Raw genomic sequence first — 18,447 nt, 5'->3', positions numbered from 1 at the left:
GCCTGAACGGCTTTTGACAGGTGGCTCCAGGCTTCACGCGCCCTGCGCAGCTCCCGGGACTAAATGGCACCGCGTCCTACCTGCCGGAGAATCCCAACATGCTTCATTACGCCCTCGTCTTCCTCGTCATCGCCATCATCGCCGCCGTTTTCGGCTTTGGCGGTATCGCGGGTACGGCGGCAGGTATCGCGAAGATCCTTTTCGTGGTCTTCCTGATCCTCGCCATCATTTCGTTCTTCCGCGGACGTGGGCCGCGCGTCTGACCGGGTGAGATCCCATGCCCTGGCGACCCGCGTGGAAGCCGGTACATCGGCGACATGCTCCCGAGTCTTCGGCGGAGGAGGGCCGGACAGCCCACCCCCGCCTCAATGACCCAACGCTCACTCTCTTTGTCGTACCGTCCCAAATCCAGCCTATCCCGGAGATGCATGCCATGAACAAGCCCGCCGACCATGTCGCCAACGCCGCGACTGCCGCCGCGAACACCGTCTCGGCTGCCGAGCGCATCGACGCACGTGCCGAGCAGGTGAAGCAGGCAACCTCCAGCGCCGTCGACCGCACCAAGGACGCCGTCGATCGCGCGGCGGACAAGGTGGAAGACACGCTCCATAGCGCTACTGACAAGGCCGCCTACGGCGCGACCCGCGCCGCCGAGAAAGCGGAAGAAGCCAAGCTTCGCGGCAAGGAAGCTTATGGTGAAGCCGTCGACACCGCGAACGACTGGCTCGACACCGCACGCGACTACGTGCGTGAGAAGCCGGTCCAGTCGATCGCGCTGGCGCTTGCCGCCGGCTGGCTCGCGGGCCGTATCCTGCGCAACTGATCCACCACCCGCAGGGGCTTTGACGCATGTTGGAAGACGGTCCCTCGGGGCGAGAAAACATGGACGGACCGGCGCCCGGAGACGAGGCGCCGGCGGGTCCCAGGTTCGCCATGCCGGCGTGGACGGATGACATTCGTCGCCTCGGCGTCGGGCTGAAGAACCTCTTTTCGGCGCAGATCGCGCTGGCGGGCGCTGAATTCGGCCTTGCCCGCAGCGGCATCGTCATGATGTTGTTCATGGGCCTGGCGGCCATCGTCTTTGCTGTTGCGCTCGGACTCACTCTGCTGGCGCTTGCCGGCTGGGGCCTCGCGCAGTGGTTCGGCTCCTGGGCCTGGGCACTGACCGCACTGGCGGGCCTCCAGCTGGTGCTGTTGATTGTCGCTATCCTCGTGTTCCGGCGCGCCATGCACTGGCTCAGTCTGCCGGGCACGCGCAACGAGCTGGCGCTGCTGGCGAAAGAAGCGTTGAAGCAGGGCAAGGCGGAAGGCGAAGCGAAGGTAGGGGGCTGACGATGGGTATTTTCCGCAGCATGGCGAAAGTGACCGAGGCGCGCGCACGCGTTGTCGCCGCACGCGCCGAAGTCGTCGAACCCGCCGCCGCGCTTATCGCGCGCGGCTACGAAAATCCCCTGACGGTGCTCGGCATCGCGGCCGGCGGCGGTTTTTTCCTCAGCAACATCAAGCTCAACCCACTCGCGGTGCCTGGCGTCAGCGGGCTCGTCGCGGGTGGGACGGCCGATATCATCGGAAAGGTGATATCGATGGCCGCTGGCAGCTTGCTCGGAGATCTGGCCGGCGATGTCGCCGATGTGGCCGACGACGTGTCATGAGCGATTTTCCCAGTCCACTCCCTACGCCGTTGCCATCGACGACGGCGCCCGGGGCTGCCGTGTCCACGCTGGTCACGCGCGGGCGGCGTAAACCCGGCAGTAGTCGCAGCACCCGGCGTATCTCGCGCCACCTTCGCGCCATACGTATTTCACTGACCGGCATGATCCTGCTGGCGGTTCTGTATACCGTCGTGCTGGGCAAGTCGTTGCTGGTCCCACTGGTACTCGCGGCCTTTATCGGCCTTGCACTGAACCCGATCGTCGTCGCCGCCGCGCGGGTGCGTTTTCCCCGCTGGCTCGCCGCGGTTATCGTGATGGTGACGCTCAACGTGGGGCTGGTTTCAGCGATCGCCACGCTGTCCACGCCCGCGTTGAACTGGTTCCACGAAGCACCGACGGCGATGCGTGCGTTCGCGCCCAAGATCAAGCCGATGACACAGCAGATCGAAGCGGCGAGCCGGGCGACACAGAATCTGGTCGGCGGCGCCGTGACGCGTAACGCGCCTCAGGCGAACGCGGGTTTTGCCTTCACGGCGTGGGACATCGTGGCCGGTGCGCCGAAGGTACTCGCAAGCGTACTGACCGTCGCGCTCCTGGTGTTTTTCTTTCTTGTGTACGGCGACGAGATCCTCCGCCGCGCGGTGGAGATATCGCCTACGTTCGCGTACAAGCGGCACACCGTGAGCATCGTGCGCAGCATCCAGGTCGAGGTGTCGAGCTACCTGCTGCTCACCGCCGCGATCAACGTCACGCTGGGCCTGGTCACCGCCGGCATGCTCTACCTCTATGGCGTACCCGATCCGCTGCTCTGGGGCACGGTCGCGACCGTCGCCAACTTCATTCCCTATGTGGGTGCAATCACGACGACCACGGTGCTTGCTGTCGTCGGCGTCCTTCACTTTCAGGAAGTCGGCCCGGCGCTGCTTCCCGCCGCGACCTTTGCCGGCATCACCGCCATCGAAGGCAACCTGCTGACCCCGATGTTGCAGGGGCGCCGGTCACGGCTCAGCCCCGTCGCCATTCTTCTCTGGCTGCTGATCTGGGGCTGGCTGTGGGGTATTCCCGGCGCGCTGCTGGCCGTACCGATGCTGACCTGCGTGAAACTCGTCACCGCCAAACTGCGCGGGTGGGAGTGGTTCGCGCACATCATTTCCCGGTGAATCGCAGCCGGTGCTGAAGGGTTTCGTTTCGACAGGTTGCATACGTTCCGCCGGACTTACCCGACGGTCGTCTGACGAGAGGGAGCTACCAGGCGATCCTGAGCTTGTCGCGAAAGAACTGTCCGTGCGCGGCGTCGCGTTCGGACAGCAGTGCAGCCCACACGATGCCCTCGGCGCTCTCCGCTACCGGTCGGCCGCCGCTTCCGCCCATGGCCGTCGCCGTCCATCCGGGGGAGACCGCATTGACGAGCACGCCGCTGCCTTCGAGTTCGCGCGCGGCGACCTGCGTATATGCATTCAACGCCGCCTTGGAAATGCGATACGCCGGTGCGTTGTCGCCGCACATCTCATGCGTCGCGCATTCGCTCGACACATTGACGATCCGGCCGTAACCATGGCGACGCATCAGGGGAAGCGCGGCGGCCGTGAGACACCATGCCCCGAGCAGATTCACGTCGAGCGCGCCACGGATGTCATCGATGTCGGGCTTCGACGTGCGGGCTCGCACGTCGAAATGCCCGCCCGCGTTATTGATGAGAATGTCGAGCCGACCGAAGCGGCCATCGATGGTCGCGATCGTCGCTTCGATATCGTCGGCACGGGTGACGTCGAGCCGTATGGCGTGGGCGTCTCCGCCCAGTTCGCGTACCGACTTCGCGGCTTTCTCCGCCTTGGCGAGTTCACGCCCGCCGAGAAATACCGTGACACCCAGCGAAGCGAGCTGCTTCGCCACTTCAAAGCCGATCCCGCGATTGGCGCCGCTCACCAGCGCGATGCGCTGGCTGAGCGGCGGTTCCACGGCGGTCGGGTTCATACGCTTCGTCTTTACGGGCAGGCGATGAACCTTGGCCGAGCTCATGGGGCTTTCGCAACCTCGCTGCACGCGTTGTCGCCGCACGCCTGCCACCCACCGCCCAGGGCCTTGTACAGCTGCACGGCGCGGGTGTTGATGGCGGCCTCGGCTTCCGCGAGCTGATCTTCGGCGGAGAGCTGGGTGCGCTGCGCGTCGAGCAGTTCGAGGTAGTCGGTACGGCCCGCGTCATAGCGCAACTTGGCCAGCTCCGCCGCACGACGGCTCTCCGTGGCCTGGACGACCAGCTTTTCGACACGCACACGCTGCTGGTTGAAACCGACCAGTGAGTTGTCGACATCCTCCAGTGCGGTGAGCACCGTGCGGTCGTAGTTGGCCTGCGCTTCCTCCGCCTGGGCACGCGCGCCGCGCACGCCGGAAGCGACGCGCTGCACGTTGAGCCCGGACCACGAGATGCTCGGCGCGACCTGGAACGCACGCGAGTCGGCACCGCCGAAGTCGTTGCTGCGGCCCGCGAGGAAGCCGATGAAACCGCCCAGCGAGATATGGGGGAAGTAGTCGGCCTTGGCGACGCCGATGCGCGCATTCGCGGCGGCAAGCTGGCGCTCGGCGATCCGGATGTCGGGACGGCGCTGCAGCACTTCGTCGGCGCCGCCGATGGCCAGGCTGACGTCGATCGGCTTGAAGGTCGCGGGTGACAGATCGACGTCCAGTTCACCCGGTCGCGAACCGAGAAGCACCGCGATGCGGAACGTATCGGCCTGTGCCTGGGTCTCGAGCACCGGCAGCTGCGCCTCGACCGCCGCGAGGCGTGCCCTGGCGCTGGCCAGATCCTGCTCGGCACCGGTGCCGACCTCCACGCGTGCGTTGATCACCTTCAGTGAATCGCGCTGGTTGGCGATGTCGCGGTTGGCCACATCGATCCGCAGCTGCGTGCCGCGCAGGTCGAAGTAGTTGCGTGCGACTTCGGCGAACAGCGTGACCTGAGCATCCTGCAACGAGGCTTCGCCCGCGGCGGCATCGGCGCGAGCCGCCTCGACCGAGCGCCGGACGCCCCCGAACAGGTCGAGCTCCCACGATGCATCGAAGCCCGCCTGATACTGCGTCACCGTCGTGCGCTGATCGGTGAAGCCCGGCTGCTGCGCACGCGTGCGCTGGTACGAGGCGACGGTTTCCACGTCGGGAATCTGCTGCGACTTCGCGGTACCCAGCGCGGCACGCGCCTGATTCAGCCGGGCCATCGCGATACGCAGGTCCGGCGCGCCCTTCGCCGCGCGGACGATCAGCGCATCGAGCGTCGGATCGCCGAACTGCTTCCACCACTGCGCCTGCACGTCACCATGGTTCTGGTGCGTGGCGTCGACGCCTTGCAGGGTGACCGGTGCTTCCTTCGGCGTGTGGTAATCGGGGCCCACGCTCGCGCACCCGGCGAGAACGAGGGCCGCGAACAGGGCCGTACTACGGAACATGACTTTCATGAATTACGACTCCCGGGCCGCGTTGTCGAGGAGACGGCGTTCGCGGCGCGCGTTGCGGCGAGCCTCGGAGCGTTCGTTCCAGGCGCGGATCAGCACATAGAAGAGCGGGGTGAAGATCAGGCCGAAGAAGGTCACGCCCAGCATGCCGGCGAACACCGCCACGCCCATCGCATGACGCATCTCCGCACCCGCGCCGTGCGAGGTCACCAGCGGCACCACGCCCATGATGAAAGCGAACGAGGTCATCAGGATCGGGCGCAGTCGCAGGCGGGCCGCTTCGAGCACCGCATCCACACGGTCCATGCCACCGATCTCCGCCTCTCGGGCGAACTCGACGATTAGGATCGCGTTCTTACAGGCCAGGCCCACGAGAACGATCAGGCCGATCTGGGTGAAGATGTTGTTGTCACCACCGGTCACGATCACACCGACGATCGCGGACAGCAGCACCATCGGCACGATCAGGATCACGGCCAGCGGCAGGCTGAGGCTTTCGTACAGCGAGGCCAGCACGAGGAAGACGAGCAGGACGGACAGCGGGAACACCAGCACCGCGGTATTGCCGGCGAGGATCTGCTGGTAGGTAAGCTCGGTCCACTCATAGGTCATGCCGTTGGGCAGGTTGGCCTGGACGAGCTTCTCCATCGCGGCCTGAGCCTGACCCGTGCTGTAGCCCGGCGCCGCGCCACCGTTGATTTCGGCGGTGGGATAACCGTTGTAGTGCTGCACACGATCCGGGCCGTTGGTCTGGCGTACGGTGAGGAACGAACCCAGCGGCACGAGGTCGCCCGCGGCGTTGCGCGTCTTCAGCCCCACGATGTCGGACGGCTCATGACGGAACGACGGTTCGGCGGACACGTTCACCTGATAGGTGCGACCGAAGCGGTTGAAGTCGTTGACGTAGAGCGAACCGAGGTACGCCTGCATGGTCTGGAACACGTCGCCAAGGTCGATACCTTCCGACTTCGCCTTCTCGCGATCGATGTCGGCGTCGAACTGCGGCACGCTCACCTGGAAACTGGTGAACAGGTGCGCGAGCTCCGGTGTCTTCTGGCTGGCGGCGATGATGCCCTGGGTCTGCTTGTACAGCTCCTCGAAGCCCAGGTCGCCACGATCCTCGATCTGCATGCGGAAGCCGCCGATCGTGCCGAGGCCGTTGACCGGCGGCGGCGGGAAGATGGCGATGTACGCGTCCTGGATGCCGGCGAACTGGCCGTTCAGACGAGCCGCGATCGCCTCGGCCGACAGATCGGCGGAACGACGTTCCTCGAATGGTTTGAGCGTGACGAACACGATGCCCGCGTTTGTGCTGTTGGTGAAGCCGTTGATCGAAAGGCCGGGGAACTGCACCGCGCTTTCGACGCCCGGATCCTTCAGCGCGATATCGCCCATGCGGCGGATCACGCCTTCGGTACGATCCAGCGAGGAGGCATCCGGCAACTGCGCGAACGACACGAGATACTGTTTGTCCTGGGTCGGGACGAAACCCGTCGGCGTCTTCGCGAAGCCGAGCACGCCGAGGGCGACGAGACCGGCGTAGAGCACCAGCACGACCGCCGAGAAGCGCAGGATCTTCTGTACACCGCCGACATAGCCGTGCGATGCGCGGTCGAAGCCACGGTTGAACGGCCGGAACAACCAGCCGAGGCTGCGCTCCATCCAGATCGTGAGCTTGTCTTTCGGCTCGTCGCGGCCCTTCAGCAGGATCGCGGAGAGCGCCGGGCTCAGGGTCAGCGAGTTGAAGGCCGAGATCACCGTCGAGATGGCGATGGTCAGGGCGAACTGGCGATAGAACTGTCCGGTCAGACCGCTGATGAAGGCGGCCGGCACGAACACCGCGCAGAGCACGAGCGCCGTCGCCACGATCGGACCGGTAACTTCGGTCATCGCCTGACGTGTCGCCATCTTCGGGTCGAGACCGTGCTCGATGTGTCGCTCGACGTTCTCCACGACCACGATCGCGTCATCGACGACGATACCGATCGCCAGCACCAGGCCGAACAACGACAGCGCGTTGAGCGAGAAGCCGACCAGGTACATCACGGCGAAGGTGCCGATCAGCGATACCGGTACCGCCACGAGCGGAATGATCGATGCACGCCAGGTCTGCAGGAACAGGATGACGACGAGCACCACGAGAACGATCGCTTCGAACAGCGTATGCACGACCGCTTCGATGGAGCCGCGCACGAACACCGTGGGATCGTAGACGATCGAGTAATCGACGCCCTGCGGGAAATCCTTCTTCAGCGTCGCCATCTCGGCACGCACTTCGTCCGAAATCGCGATCGCGTTCGAGCCCGGACGCTGGAAGATCGGGATCGCGACCGCCTCGCGGTTGTTCAGCAGGCTGCGCAGCGCATAGTTGTTCGAGCCTAGCTCGACACGGGCGACGTCGCGCAGATGCGTGACCGAGCCCGACGCGTCGCTGCGCACGATGATGTTGAGGAAGTCGTCCTCGGTCACCAGCCGGCCGCGCGTGTTGATGTTGACCTGGAACGCGTTCGAGTTCGGGCCGGGCGGCGCGTTCAGCGAACCCGCGGCGACTTCGATGTTCTGCTCGCGTACGGCCTTGATCACGTCACCCGTGGTCAGGTTACGGATGGCCAGCTTTTCCGGGTTCATCCACACGCGCATGCTGTATTCGCCGGCGCCGAACAGCTGGACGTCACCCACGCCGTCGAGACGGGCGAGCTGGTCCTTGATGCGCGTACGCGCATAGTTCGACAGGTAGAGCATGTCATAGCGGTGATCGGGCGAGGTCAGATGCACGACCATGGTCAGGTCGGGCGAGCTCTTCGTCGTCGTCACGCCGAGACGCTGCACTTCTTCCGGCAGACGCGGCAGGGCCTGGGCGACGCGGTTCTGCGTCTGCACCTGCGCGTTGTCGAGGTCGGTACCCAGGGCGAAGGTGACCGTGAGGGTCATCTGGCCGTCGCTGGTCGCCTGCGAGGAGGTGTACAGCATGCCTTCCACGCCGTTGATCTGCTCTTCGAGCGGCGTAGCGACGGTCTCGGCGATGACCTTCGGGTTGGCACCCGGGTAGCTCGCCTTGACCACGACGGTCGGCGGAACGACCTCCGGGTATTCGCTGATCGGCAGTTTGAACACGGCGATACCGCCCGCGATCAGGAACAGCACCGACAGCACGCCCGCGAGGATCGGGCGGTTGACGAAGTATTGGGCGATTTTCATGGTGGATCAGTCCTGGTTCTGCGCCACGCTGTCGACGCCGGCCGGACGGTTGGCGGCGACGTTGCGCAGGCCCTCCGGTACCAGCGAGGCCATCGCCACGCGCTTCGCATTCACTTCGACGCCGGGGCGTACGTGCTGGAGGCCGTTGACGATGACGACGTCGTCGGCATTGAGGCCGGTATCGACGACACGCAGGCCGTCGACCAGTGCGCCCGTGGAAATGCGGCGGTACTCGACCTTCTTGTCCTTACCCAGCACGTAGACGAACTTGTTGCCCAGATCGGTGCCGACCGCCTTGTCGTCGATCAGCGCACGCGGCTGGGTGTTGCCGCTGCGCAGTTCGACGCGGGCGAACAGGCCGGCCGTATAAGCACCGTCCGCGTTCGGGAACACCGCACGCAGGCGGATCGTGCCGGCGCCGGCGCGGATCTGGTTGTCGACGAAGTCGATCTTGCCGGCGTGCGGATAGCCGGTCTCGTCGGCCAGACCCATTTCGACCTCGGGCGCGTGACCGCTCTGGCGGCGCAGGCGATCGAGCTTGAGGAAGGTCTGCTCATCGACATCGAAGTAGACGTACATCGGATCGACGGTGACCACGCTGGTCAGCGTGTCGCTGGGCGTCACGAGGTTGCCGGCGGTGATCTGCGCGTTGCTGACCTTGCCGTCGACCGGAGCGCGAACCTCGGTGAACGACAGGTTGAGGCGGGCGTTGTCGAGTGCGGCCTGCACCGATGCGGCCTGCGCCTTGGCGCTGGCGGCCGCGGTATCGAGACGGTCGGCCTCTTCCTGCGAGACGGCATGCTGCTGGACCAGTTTGGCGCCGCGGGCCGCATTGGCGTCGGCATTCTTGGCTTCAGCGCGCGCCTGCGCGAGGTTGGCGGCCAGACGGTCGGACTCGGCCTTGTAGGGACGGGGGTCGATGGTGAAGAGCAGATCGCCCTTCTTCACCGAAGCCCCTTCGCGAAAATGCACCGAGTCGATGTAGCCACTGACGCGCGGTTTGATCTGGATCGAGTCGACCGCCTGAATGCGGCCCGTGAAGGCGCTGGCATCGGACACCGGGCGCAGGAGGACCTGGGCTACCGTGACTTCGGGCGCCGGCATGGCCGGGGCGGGCTCGGCGGCATGGGAGGGAAGGCCGCCGCTGCTCAGCCACAGCGCGGAGGCGATGGCGACAGCAAGTGCGGACGAACCGAACAGGAGTTTCTTTTTCATGACGGGGTCCTTGAAGAGCGTCGAAACGTAGGCTGGAGGTCGTGCGGCGGCGCAGCGTACGACCTCAAGCGCGCTCGAGGTCAAGCCGGTCTCACCCAGGCGACGTAATCTAGGTCTTGCCCGTCAAGCGAAAAATGGGTCTACAATCACCTCGCCTGTGACGCCCAGTCACGAATGACCGTCCCCGGAGTCGACGATGGAAGACTTTTCAGCGATCAGCGTTTTCGTCCGCGTAGTGGAAGCCAAGAGCTTTTCTTCCGCGGCGCAGCATCTGGAAATGACCCCGTCGGGCGTCAGCCGGGCGATCTCGCGACTGGAGGAAAGCCTCGGTGCGCGGCTGTTCTTCCGCTCGACACGTTCGCTGCGGTTGACCGACGATGGGTCCGCGTTCTACTCCCGATGCAAGGAGATCCTCGCGGACCTCACTGAAGCCACCGAGGCTCTCGGGTATGCGAAAACCAAGCCGGCCGGCAAGCTCAGGGTGGCGGCGTCATCGGCGGTGGGCCGGGCCGCGCTGATACCCAATCTGGCCGAGTTCGAGCAGCGTTTCCCGGACATTCGTCTGGAATTGACGATGTGCGACTTTCCCTTCGACCTGAATGAGGAAGGGTTCGATTGCGCGATCCGGATGGGCGAGCTGGCCGATTCCAGCCTGATCGCACGGAAGATCGGCCACTTCAGCAACGTGTTGTGCGCGGCGCCGTCGTATCTGGCGCGCCATGGGACACCGACCAGCATCGAGGATCTCAAGGCCCACCGCACGGTCAACTTCGTGCATCCCAGCACGGGCAAGCCGTACCAGTGGCAGTTCGATTCGCCGAGTGGCCGGGTCGCCGTCGATGTCGATGCGCACATGCTGATCAATGACGGCGAGTCGGTGATCCAGGCGGCGGTCGCGGGCCTCGGCATCATCCAGGCACCGCATTGCCTGGCGGCCACCGCCCTGCAGAAGGGCGCGCTCGAAATCATCATGTCGGATACGATCTCCACCGGTTCCAACCTGTGGATCGTGTACCCGCAAAAGCGTCACCTCTCCGCGCGCGTGCAGGCCTTCATCGAGTGGACCAGTGAGCTGTTCCAGCGGACCAGCACGCCGCAGTGCAAGCTGCTCGAACAGCAGGAAGCCGAACTAACGCGGTTGCGTGCGGCCCCGCCGGTGGAGCGTATCGCGGCTGTTGCGTGAGGTTTTGTTGCGGGAAAGCATGGCCGGCGGGGCTGGCTCCTACAGGATTCGCGGACCCGGCGGGCGTGCCGCAGCCCTGTAGGAGCCAGCCCTGCTGGCGAAAAGCCAACGAAGCGGCATAGCCATGCCCCGGCTAGCCGTTAACCTCCAGCCGGCAGAAACAGCAACAGCGCAATCCCCAGCACGATCCGGTAAATCGAGAACACCGTAAACCGGTGTGAGCGGATATACCCCAGCAGCCACTTCACCGCGACGAACGCGACAATCGTCGACACGACGAAAGCCACCGCCAGTCCGGTCCAGTCCTCGCCGGCCGCGCCGCCGTGCGTGAAGGTCTTCAGCAACTCGTAGCCGGTCGCCGCATACATGGTCGGGATGCCGACGAGGAACGCGAACTCGGTAGCGGCCGCGCGATTGGTGGTGCCGCCCAGCATGGCCACGAAGATCGTGGACGCCGAACGTGACGTACCGGGGAAAATGCCGGCGACCATCTGCGCCAGGCCGACCAGAATGGCGACGCGCCAGCTGACGAACACCTGATCGGGCCGATTGGCAGCCACTTTCTCGGCCACCATCATCCAGATGCCGCCGATGATCAGCGCCCATGCGATCGGCGTGATCGTCTCGGGTAGCTTGAACCCGAGCTTGGTGACGATCAGGCCGAGCACCGCGGTGATCAGGAAGGCTACGCCCAGCTTCAAGATGTAATCGCGCGTCTCCGGACGACGCCAGTTGGTCAGCAGGTTCCAGATCGTCCGCCAGTAGATGAACGTCACGGCGAGGATCGCACCGGCCTGAATGGCGACATTGAACAGGTCGGAGCGCGCGCCGAGCCAGCGTTCGGCGATGAGCAGGTGACCGGTGCTGGAGATGGGCAGAAATTCGGTGATCCCCTCGACGATGCCGAGGAGGATGTCGCTGATCAGGTCATTCACGGGCGGGGAAATCCGGTGGTCGAGCAGGTCCCCTAGCTTAGCCGCACCGCAGCACGAATCCGTGCGACTTGCTTCACTCAATGAACCGTCACGCGTTGCCCACGTCAACCACTGTTAATTTTCGGCGACGCAGCAAGGGCATGTCATCGCCTTTCGCAAGGAATTTCACACGGATTCGACATGCACACATTCCTCCGGCTCCGCCGTCGAACCGGCGGGCTACGCATTGGCGTACTTGTCGCGGCGCTTGCGGTCGCCGCCTGCGCGCCCGCCGTGCGTCCTCCGGCCTTCGTTCCGCGCGACGAAGTACCTGTCGCCGGGCTGCCCACGTCCCAGGCGGGATGGCCGCAGCCTGAGTGGTGGAAACGATACGACGACGCGCAGCTCGATCGTATCGTCGACCTCGCCATGCGCGGCTCGCCCAACATGGAGCAGGCCGAAGCCCGATATCGGGCGGCGCTCCGCGCCGTGGATGCCTCGAAGGCGGAACTGAACCCGCAGGTACGCGGGCTTCTGAATGGCGGGCACGGGTACAACGACGTGTCCCTGCAGGGTCAGGCACCCGGTGCCGCCGGAAACGCTCAGGGGTTTCAGCTGAACCCCGGCAAGAGCTGGAGCAACAGCGGCGCCGCAGGGGCGCTCGCGACATGGGACCTCGACCTGTGGGGCAAGCAGAAGGCCGCAGTCGAGGCAGCCGTCGGCCAGGCCCGTGCCGCCGAGGCCGAGCGGGCCTCCGCGGCGACGTCGCTGCAGTACAACGTCGTCAACACCTACTTCGACTGGCAGGCGCAGCAGGCGCGCCTCGCCGTCGCCCGCCATGCATCCGACAGTTCGTCGCAGTACCGCGAGCTGGTCGAACTGCGTGTGCATGGCGGTCTGGACGATCCGACCACCCTCGATCAGGCCGATGCGCAGCTCGCGCAGACGCGGCAGAACGTGGCGCAGCTGGAAGGCGCCGCCAGCCTGGATCTCGTCCAGCTCGCCGCGCTGGCCGGCGTATCGCCGAAGGACCTGGGTAACCTCACGCCGTCGCCGCTGCCCACGCCCGATACGCGGCTGCCCGACGACGCCCGGCTGGGTCTGCTCGCACGGCGGCCCGATATCGCAGCGGCGCGATGGCAGATCGAAGCCTCGTCGAAGAACATCGACCAGGCGCGCAAGGCCTATTACCCCGATGTGAGCCTGATGGCGCTGGGTGCCTTCCTGCGTACCTATCCGGATCTCGGCTCGGGAACGCGGACCGACCTGACGCTGGGCAACATCGGCGCATCGGTACAGTTGCCGATCTTCAGTGGCGGCCGCCTGCGTGCGCAGTTCGAGAATGCGCAGGCCCAGCTCGACAGCGCCGTGGCGCAGTACGACGGGGCCGTCGTGCAGGCGGCCGGCGATATCGCGCAAGGTGTCGCCACGCTGCAGATGCTGGATAACCAGCGCGTGCAGGTCGACCGGCGGTACGACGCCAGCGCCGCGCAGAAGGCCAAAGCCGCCGACCGTCGGTCCAAAGGCCTGATCGACGACCGCACCTGGCTCAATGCCGACATGCAGCTGGACCAGCAGCGCGATGCGCGCCTGCAGCTCACCAGCCAGATGCTTTCCGCCAATCTTTCCCTCATCCACGCGCTCGGCGGCGGTTACCACGCCGACGACCTGCCCGATCTTCCGGCCGCCGCCGCCGGCAAGGACTCCCCGCGATGACCATTGAAAACGACGATCAGCGCGAAGGCGCCGAAGGCGGCCTGACGCCGCAGCCGTACAAGTACCGCTACAAGTACCTGCACAAGTACGGTGACGAATCGCCGCGTGGCGAGCGCGACGACGATGGCCGTCACGACGGCGACGATGACGAGAAGAAGCCTCAGGACAAGCCCGACGGCAAGGACGACGAGAAGAAGGACGCCGATAAAAAAGACGGCGACAAGGACAAGGACGGAAAGGACAAGGACGGAAAGGACAAGGACGGAAAGGACAAGGACGGAAAGGACAAGGACGACAAAGACAAGAAGGACGAGGACCCGAAGGCGAAGCGCAAGAAGGTCATCATCCTTTCGATCATCGCCGCGGTCTTCATCCTCGCCGGCCTGGCATGGCTGCTTCTCTACATCTTCGTGCTGTCACAGCGCGAGACGACCGACGATGCCTATGTCAAGGGCGATATGGTCACGATCTCCTCGCGCATCGCCGGTACGGTGGTGGAGGTGGGCGTGGAAGAAACCGAGCGCGTCCATCAGGGTCAGGTGCTGATCAGGCTCGACCCCGTCGATGCGAAGGTGGCCCTGATGAACGCCGAAGGCCAGCTCGCCCAGGCCGTGCGTGAAGCACAGGCCAGGATGCAGCAAGCCAATCAGGCCGATGCCGCCATCCCGCAGCGCCGTGCGCAGTATGAGCAGGCACGTGACGACTATAACCGCCGCCACCCGCTGCTCGAGCGGCGCGCCGTGTCGGCCGAAGAAGTCGACACCGGCAAGCGCCAGATGCAGCAGGCCAAGGCCGCGCTGGATGCCGCGGAGCGCGAAGCCGCGGCCGCGCACGCGCAGGTCGATGGCACCACCATCGAGAACTACCCCGCGGTGATTCAGGCGCGTTCGCAGTTCCGTAACGCATGGGTCAACAACGGGCGCAATGCGATCGTCTCTCCGATCGAAGGCTATGCCGCCCGTCGCCAGGTGCAGGTCGGCCAGCGTATTCAGCCGGGCCAGGATCTGCTCACCGTCGTGCCGCTCGCCGACCTGTGGGTGGATGCGAACTTCAAGGAGACCCAGCTCGAGCACATCCGTATCGGCCAGCCGGTGAAGCTGACGACGGACATGTATTCGGACGTGGAATATCACGGCAAGGTCGTCGGTCTGAATGCGGGCACCGGCAGCGCTTTCTCGCTGCTGCCCGCCGAGAATGCGACCGGCAACTGGATCAAGGTGGTACAGCGTCTGCCCGTGCGCGTGGCGATCGACGCGGAGGACCTCCGCAAGCATCCGCTGCGGATCGGTCTGTCAACCGACGTGAACGTCGATACGCACGACCGCGATGGCCGTGTGCTGTCCGACACGATCCGCAGCAAGCCTCTCGCCAGCACCAACGTCTATGAGGAGGAGATGGGCGAAGCCGACCAGCGCGCCGAACAGATCATCCGCGAGAACACCGTGGATACGACGCCCAAGCCGGTCCCGGCGAAGCGCGGCGGCTGATCGATGGCTGGGCAGAACGGTAACGGCGCATCCCGGCCGCCGCTCACCGGCGGTGCGCTGGTCCTGCTCACCGCGGGCGTGGCGCTCGCCACGTTCATGGAGGTGCTCGACATCTCCATCGTCAACGTGTCGGTGCGCACCATCGCCGGCAACGTAGGCGTGAGCAGCAACGAAGGCACGATGGCGATCAGCGCCTACTCCATGGCCAGCGCGGTGATGCAACCGCTGACCGGCTGGGTGGCGCGTCGCTTCGGTGAAGTGCGGACCTTCATGGTGTCGGTGATGCTGTTCGTCGTGTTTTCCGCACTCTGCGGATTTTCCACGTCGATGCCGATGCTGATCGTGTTCCGCCTCCTGCAGGGCGCGGTGTCGGGTCCGATGGTCCCGCTTTCGCAGACGCTGCTGCTCAACAACTACCCCGTCGCGAAGCGACCTATCGCGCTGGCGCTTTGGGCAATGACCGTGGTGGTCGCGCCGGTCTTCGGCCCGATTCTCGGTGGCTGGATTACCGACAACTACCACTGGTCGTGGATCTTTTTCATCAACATCCCGGTCGGCATCTTTGCGGTCGTCGTCACCTATGCGCTGCTTCGCGACCGCGAGTCGAAAGTCACGAAGATGCCTATCGACGCGGTCGGCCTGTTCCTGCTGGCGGTCGGCGTGGGCTGCCTGCAGTTCATGCTCGACAATGGCAACGACGACGACTGGTTCAGTTCGACGACCATCGTCGTACTCGCCATCGTGTCGCTGGTCTGCATCACCTTCCTGGTCGCATGGGAGCTGATGCACAAGCATCCGGTGGTGGAGCTGCGCCTGCTGGGCCGGCGTAACTTCTTCGTGGGTGTGCTGTGCCTTTCGCTGGGCATGTTCGCCTTCTTCGGCGGTACGGTGGTCATGCCGATGTGGGTCCAGGAGGTACTCGGCTACACGGCCACCTGGGCGGGCTTCGTCGTCGCTCCCATCGGCATCCTGGCTATCGTGCTGTCGCCTATCGTCGGCGTGTTCCAGAGCAAGTTCGACCTGCGTCTGCTCAATACGATCGGCTTCGCGGTGTTCGCTGCCGCATCGTTCTATATGTCGACGCTGAGCACTAACGCGCCGTACAGCGAGCTGGCCATCCCGCGGCTCTGCATGGGTGCGGGTATCGCGCTGTTCTTCGTGCCGGTGAACCAGATCATCCTCTCGGGCATGCCCGATGAGGAGGTCGCGAGCGCATCCGGGTTGTCGAACTTCTTCCGCACGCTGGCAGGCAGCATCGCGACGGCCGTGAGCACGACGATGTACTCCCATCGCACGACGTATCACCACGCGGTGCTGTCGGAGAACGTCGTCGAGGGCAGCCGCACGACGACGGAGTACCTCGATCGCTTCCAGGCTCTTGGCGTGCAGGGCCCGACCGCCAATGCGGCGCTCAACCGCATCGTCGACATGCAGGCGGCGACGCTGGCGGTCAATGACGTGTTCTGGGTCTTCGGCCTGATCTTCGGTCTGGCGATGATCGCCATCTGGTTCGCGAAACCGCCTTTCGCGTCGGGCGGTACACCCGGACACTGAGGGTCCGGGCTGTCGCCAGCAGGCTGGCTGCTACGAGCAGGCCGGCTCCCACCACTGCCGGCGTCCCGAGGTCAGGGCTGCTGGAGATGCTCCGGTGGGAGCCAACCCTGTTGGCGATATCATGTCGCCGAAAAGTCCAGCGTTTCGGTAAGATCACCCGCCGCCGGTCCACCCGCCGCCACCATCGCATCCTCACGCATCTTCAGCCCCGGCAGCTTCTCGAGCTTGAACCGGCGCGTCAGGAAGCGGGCGATGGATCCGGTGTCATAGATCGTGTGCTCGACGTGGCCCTTCTTCGCATACGGCGACACGACCAGCGCGGGAATGCGTGTTCCCGGACCCCAGCGATCGCCCTTGGGCGGAGCCACGTGATCCCACCAGCCGCCGTTCTCGTCGAACGTGATCACCACCAGCATGTTCTTCCACTGCGGGCTCTTGCGCAGCGCATGTACGACGTTGGCGATATGACGATCGCCGGCTTCCACGTCGGAGTAGCCGGCATGCATGTTGAGGTCGCCTTGCGGCTTGTAGAACGCCACCGGCGGCAGCTTCCCAGCCGCGATGTCCGCAAGAAAATGATTCGTCGCCGCCGTCTCGCCAAGACCGCCATCGCGCAGATGCTTCTTGCGCGCTTCGGTTCCCGGAGCCAGTGTCACGAAGTAATTGAGCGGCTGGTGATGTGGCTGGAAGTTCGGCGTCTGCGGGAAGCTGGCATCGTCACCGTCGCCCTTACCGTCGAGCGCGGCCTGGAAGCCGCCGCCATACCAGGCCCAGTCGACATTCTTCGCCGAGAGTACGTCGCCGATGTGTTTATGCTTCTGCGGCACCAGCGTGTTGGCGCTGGTGGCGTCGGCAAGCAGCGGATTCTTGCGATCGACGTTGAAGCCCGGCGAATAGGGCGGACCGATGGTGTTCACCGCCCAGAAGTCCGGGGTCAGCGTATTGTGGTGCGCGAATTTGGGTTTGCCGTCCATCGCGCTCTTCGGCGATTCCTCGTCCATCTTCAGGCGATGGTCGAGCGGGTCGCCGCTTTCAGTGACCGCGATGTTGAACTGCGCGGGGCTCTTGTCGGCGTCCGGATAGAACGGCGGCTGCGCGGCGACGAGGTACTGGTGGTTGAGGAACGAACCGCCAAAGGCACCCATGAAGAAGTTGTCGCACAAGGTGAACTGCGAGGCGATATTCCACAGGCGCAGGTGAACGGGCGCGCTGGCATAGTGCCCCATGGTCAGCGCACCGTTGTCACCCCACGCGACGAAGCCGTCGTTCTTGCCGCCGTTGATCTGCAGCTGGTTGTTATAGAACGCGTGGACGAGGTCGCGCGTTACCAGACCGTGCGGCAGCGGGGTGCCGTCGCCGGTGTGGAGTGCCCACGGCGCGTTCGGCAGGCCGGTAATGTCCTTTTCGCCGATCTTGTACGTTTTATGGTCGACGACCTGCTCGTGCGGCACGAGCCCGCCCCAGATGGGTGGCAGGGTCTTCAGCGGGGTGCCGTCGCGGTCCCGCTGGATCAGACGTTCTGGCGGCACCTCGCTCAGCGGCTGCTGCAGACCGGGGAAGTCCCCGAACAGATTGTTGAAGCTGCGGTTTTCCGCGTAGATCACGACCACGTTATCGATGTGCTTTTCGAGCAACGCATCCAGTGCGGCACCGGTCGGCGCAGGGCCAGCCGCCTTCCTACCGGCCGCGGTCACCTCGCTTGCGCCACCCAGCGCGAGCATGGCGCCCGTCGTGGCCATGCCGCCCAGCAACCGGCGTCGCGCGGCGTCGGGGGTGTCGTTATCGGTTTTCTTGGTCATGGAGCGGCTCTGCGTGCGCCGGCCCGGGGAAAGGCGGCGGTGTGGGAGGGGCGAGGCCCCCGCTAGGGACCGAAGCGTAAACGATGCGGGCGGCTCGGGAAAACGCAGCGGCGTAGGAAACGATGGAGAAACGCTCGCGGACCTCGCGTCGATGATGGCGGATCGACCGGAATGGTGCGTGAGCGAGAACGATGCACCATGATGGTGCATTTGCACATCTTCCTCACGCCCGTTCTATGATGGGAGAGCTTGATTCCGGCGCCCGTCGATGGCGGACACGCTG

The 18,447-nt window shown here is 65.1% G+C and carries 15 protein-coding genes; 9 read left to right on the top strand and 6 right to left on the bottom strand.

The features are described from left to right. The first annotated feature begins 98 nt into the window (after window positions 1–98). The 5 genes from FA85_RS21460 (at window position 99) to FA85_RS09630 (ending at window position 2,812) form a co-directional block, all read left to right on the top strand. Window positions 99–263 carry a DUF1328 domain-containing protein gene (locus FA85_RS21460; protein WP_036109241.1) on the top strand — a complete coding sequence of 55 codons (165 nt, stop codon included), beginning with the start codon at window positions 99–101 and terminating at the stop codon, window positions 261–263. A 170-nt stretch (window positions 264–433) separates the two neighbouring features. Beyond that, window positions 434–823 carry a DUF883 family protein gene (locus FA85_RS09645; RefSeq protein ID WP_036109244.1) on the top strand — a complete coding sequence of 130 codons (390 nt, stop codon included), beginning with the start codon at window positions 434–436 and terminating at the stop codon, window positions 821–823. 110 nt (window positions 824–933) lie between these two features. Then, window positions 934–1,332: a hypothetical protein gene (locus tag FA85_RS09640; protein WP_051944144.1), complete on the top strand. Its 399-nt coding sequence runs from the start codon at window positions 934–936 to the stop codon at window positions 1,330–1,332. A gap of 2 nt (window positions 1,333–1,334) precedes the next feature. After that, window positions 1,335–1,652 (top strand): hypothetical protein, encoded by a 318-nt coding sequence (locus tag FA85_RS09635; protein WP_036109251.1) that lies wholly within the window; start codon window positions 1,335–1,337, stop codon window positions 1,650–1,652. Further along, entirely contained in the window at window positions 1,649–2,812 is a 1,164-nt protein-coding gene (locus FA85_RS09630; protein ID WP_036109255.1) for an AI-2E family transporter, read from the top strand. The genes FA85_RS09635 and FA85_RS09630 overlap by 4 nt, the downstream gene beginning before the upstream one ends. Window positions 2,813–2,897: 85 nt before the next feature. Here the strand turns inward: FA85_RS09630 and FA85_RS09625 are convergent, their stop codons facing one another. The 4 genes from FA85_RS09625 to FA85_RS09610 are packed head-to-tail and all read right to left on the bottom strand — an operon-like array spanning window position 2,898 to window position 9,511. Beyond that, window positions 2,898–3,671, bottom strand: a complete 774-nt coding sequence (locus FA85_RS09625) for an SDR family NAD(P)-dependent oxidoreductase (RefSeq protein WP_239739735.1) — start codon at window positions 3,669–3,671, stop codon at window positions 2,898–2,900. Further along, complete coding sequence (locus tag FA85_RS09620; RefSeq protein WP_036109258.1) at window positions 3,668–5,101, bottom strand: efflux transporter outer membrane subunit; 1,434 nt, start codon at window positions 5,099–5,101, stop codon at window positions 3,668–3,670. Before FA85_RS09620 ends, FA85_RS09625 begins: the two co-directional genes overlap by 4 nt. A gap of 3 nt (window positions 5,102–5,104) precedes the next feature. After that, window positions 5,105–8,296: an efflux RND transporter permease subunit gene (locus FA85_RS09615; protein WP_036109261.1), complete on the bottom strand. Its 3,192-nt coding sequence runs from the start codon at window positions 8,294–8,296 to the stop codon at window positions 5,105–5,107. A gap of 6 nt (window positions 8,297–8,302) precedes the next feature. Further along, complete coding sequence (locus FA85_RS09610) at window positions 8,303–9,511, bottom strand: efflux RND transporter periplasmic adaptor subunit (RefSeq protein ID WP_036109264.1); 1,209 nt, start codon at window positions 9,509–9,511, stop codon at window positions 8,303–8,305. A 196-nt stretch (window positions 9,512–9,707) separates the two neighbouring features. Between FA85_RS09610 and FA85_RS09605 the strand changes: the two genes are divergently transcribed. After that, entirely contained in the window at window positions 9,708–10,694 is a 987-nt protein-coding gene (locus FA85_RS09605; RefSeq protein WP_036109267.1) for a LysR family transcriptional regulator, read from the top strand. 140 nt (window positions 10,695–10,834) lie between these two features. Here the strand turns inward: FA85_RS09605 and FA85_RS09600 are convergent, their stop codons facing one another. Then, window positions 10,835–11,629: an undecaprenyl-diphosphate phosphatase gene (locus FA85_RS09600; protein ID WP_036109270.1), complete on the bottom strand. Its 795-nt coding sequence runs from the start codon at window positions 11,627–11,629 to the stop codon at window positions 10,835–10,837. Between the two features lie 180 nt (window positions 11,630–11,809). Between FA85_RS09600 and FA85_RS09595 the strand changes: the two genes are divergently transcribed. The 3 genes from FA85_RS09595 to FA85_RS09585 are packed head-to-tail and all read left to right on the top strand — an operon-like array spanning window position 11,810 to window position 16,365. Continuing rightward, the gene (locus FA85_RS09595) at window positions 11,810–13,324 is read left to right on the top strand and encodes an efflux transporter outer membrane subunit (RefSeq protein WP_051943173.1); all 1,515 of its coding nucleotides are present in this window, start codon (window positions 11,810–11,812) and stop codon (window positions 13,322–13,324) included. Beyond that, on the top strand, window positions 13,321–14,811 hold the full coding sequence (locus FA85_RS09590; protein ID WP_081907289.1) for an HlyD/EmrA/EmrK family protein: 1,491 nt from the start codon (window positions 13,321–13,323) through the stop codon (window positions 14,809–14,811). Before FA85_RS09595 ends, FA85_RS09590 begins: the two co-directional genes overlap by 4 nt. A 3-nt stretch (window positions 14,812–14,814) precedes the next feature. Continuing rightward, window positions 14,815–16,365, top strand: a complete 1,551-nt coding sequence (locus tag FA85_RS09585) for a DHA2 family efflux MFS transporter permease subunit (RefSeq protein ID WP_036109272.1) — start codon at window positions 14,815–14,817, stop codon at window positions 16,363–16,365. A 119-nt stretch (window positions 16,366–16,484) separates the two neighbouring features. Here the strand turns inward: FA85_RS09585 and acpA are convergent, their stop codons facing one another. Beyond that, the gene (acpA, locus tag FA85_RS09580) at window positions 16,485–18,164 is read right to left on the bottom strand and encodes an acid phosphatase (RefSeq protein ID WP_036109274.1); all 1,680 of its coding nucleotides are present in this window, start codon (window positions 18,162–18,164) and stop codon (window positions 16,485–16,487) included. Window positions 18,165–18,447 lie beyond the last annotated feature (283 nt).

The organism is Luteibacter mycovicinus (assembly GCF_000745235.1).
Classification (GTDB): Bacteria; Pseudomonadota; Gammaproteobacteria; order Xanthomonadales; family Rhodanobacteraceae; genus Luteibacter; species Luteibacter mycovicinus.
Note: the sequence above shows the minus strand (reverse complement) of the source record. Positions and strands in the feature narration are given on the sequence as shown.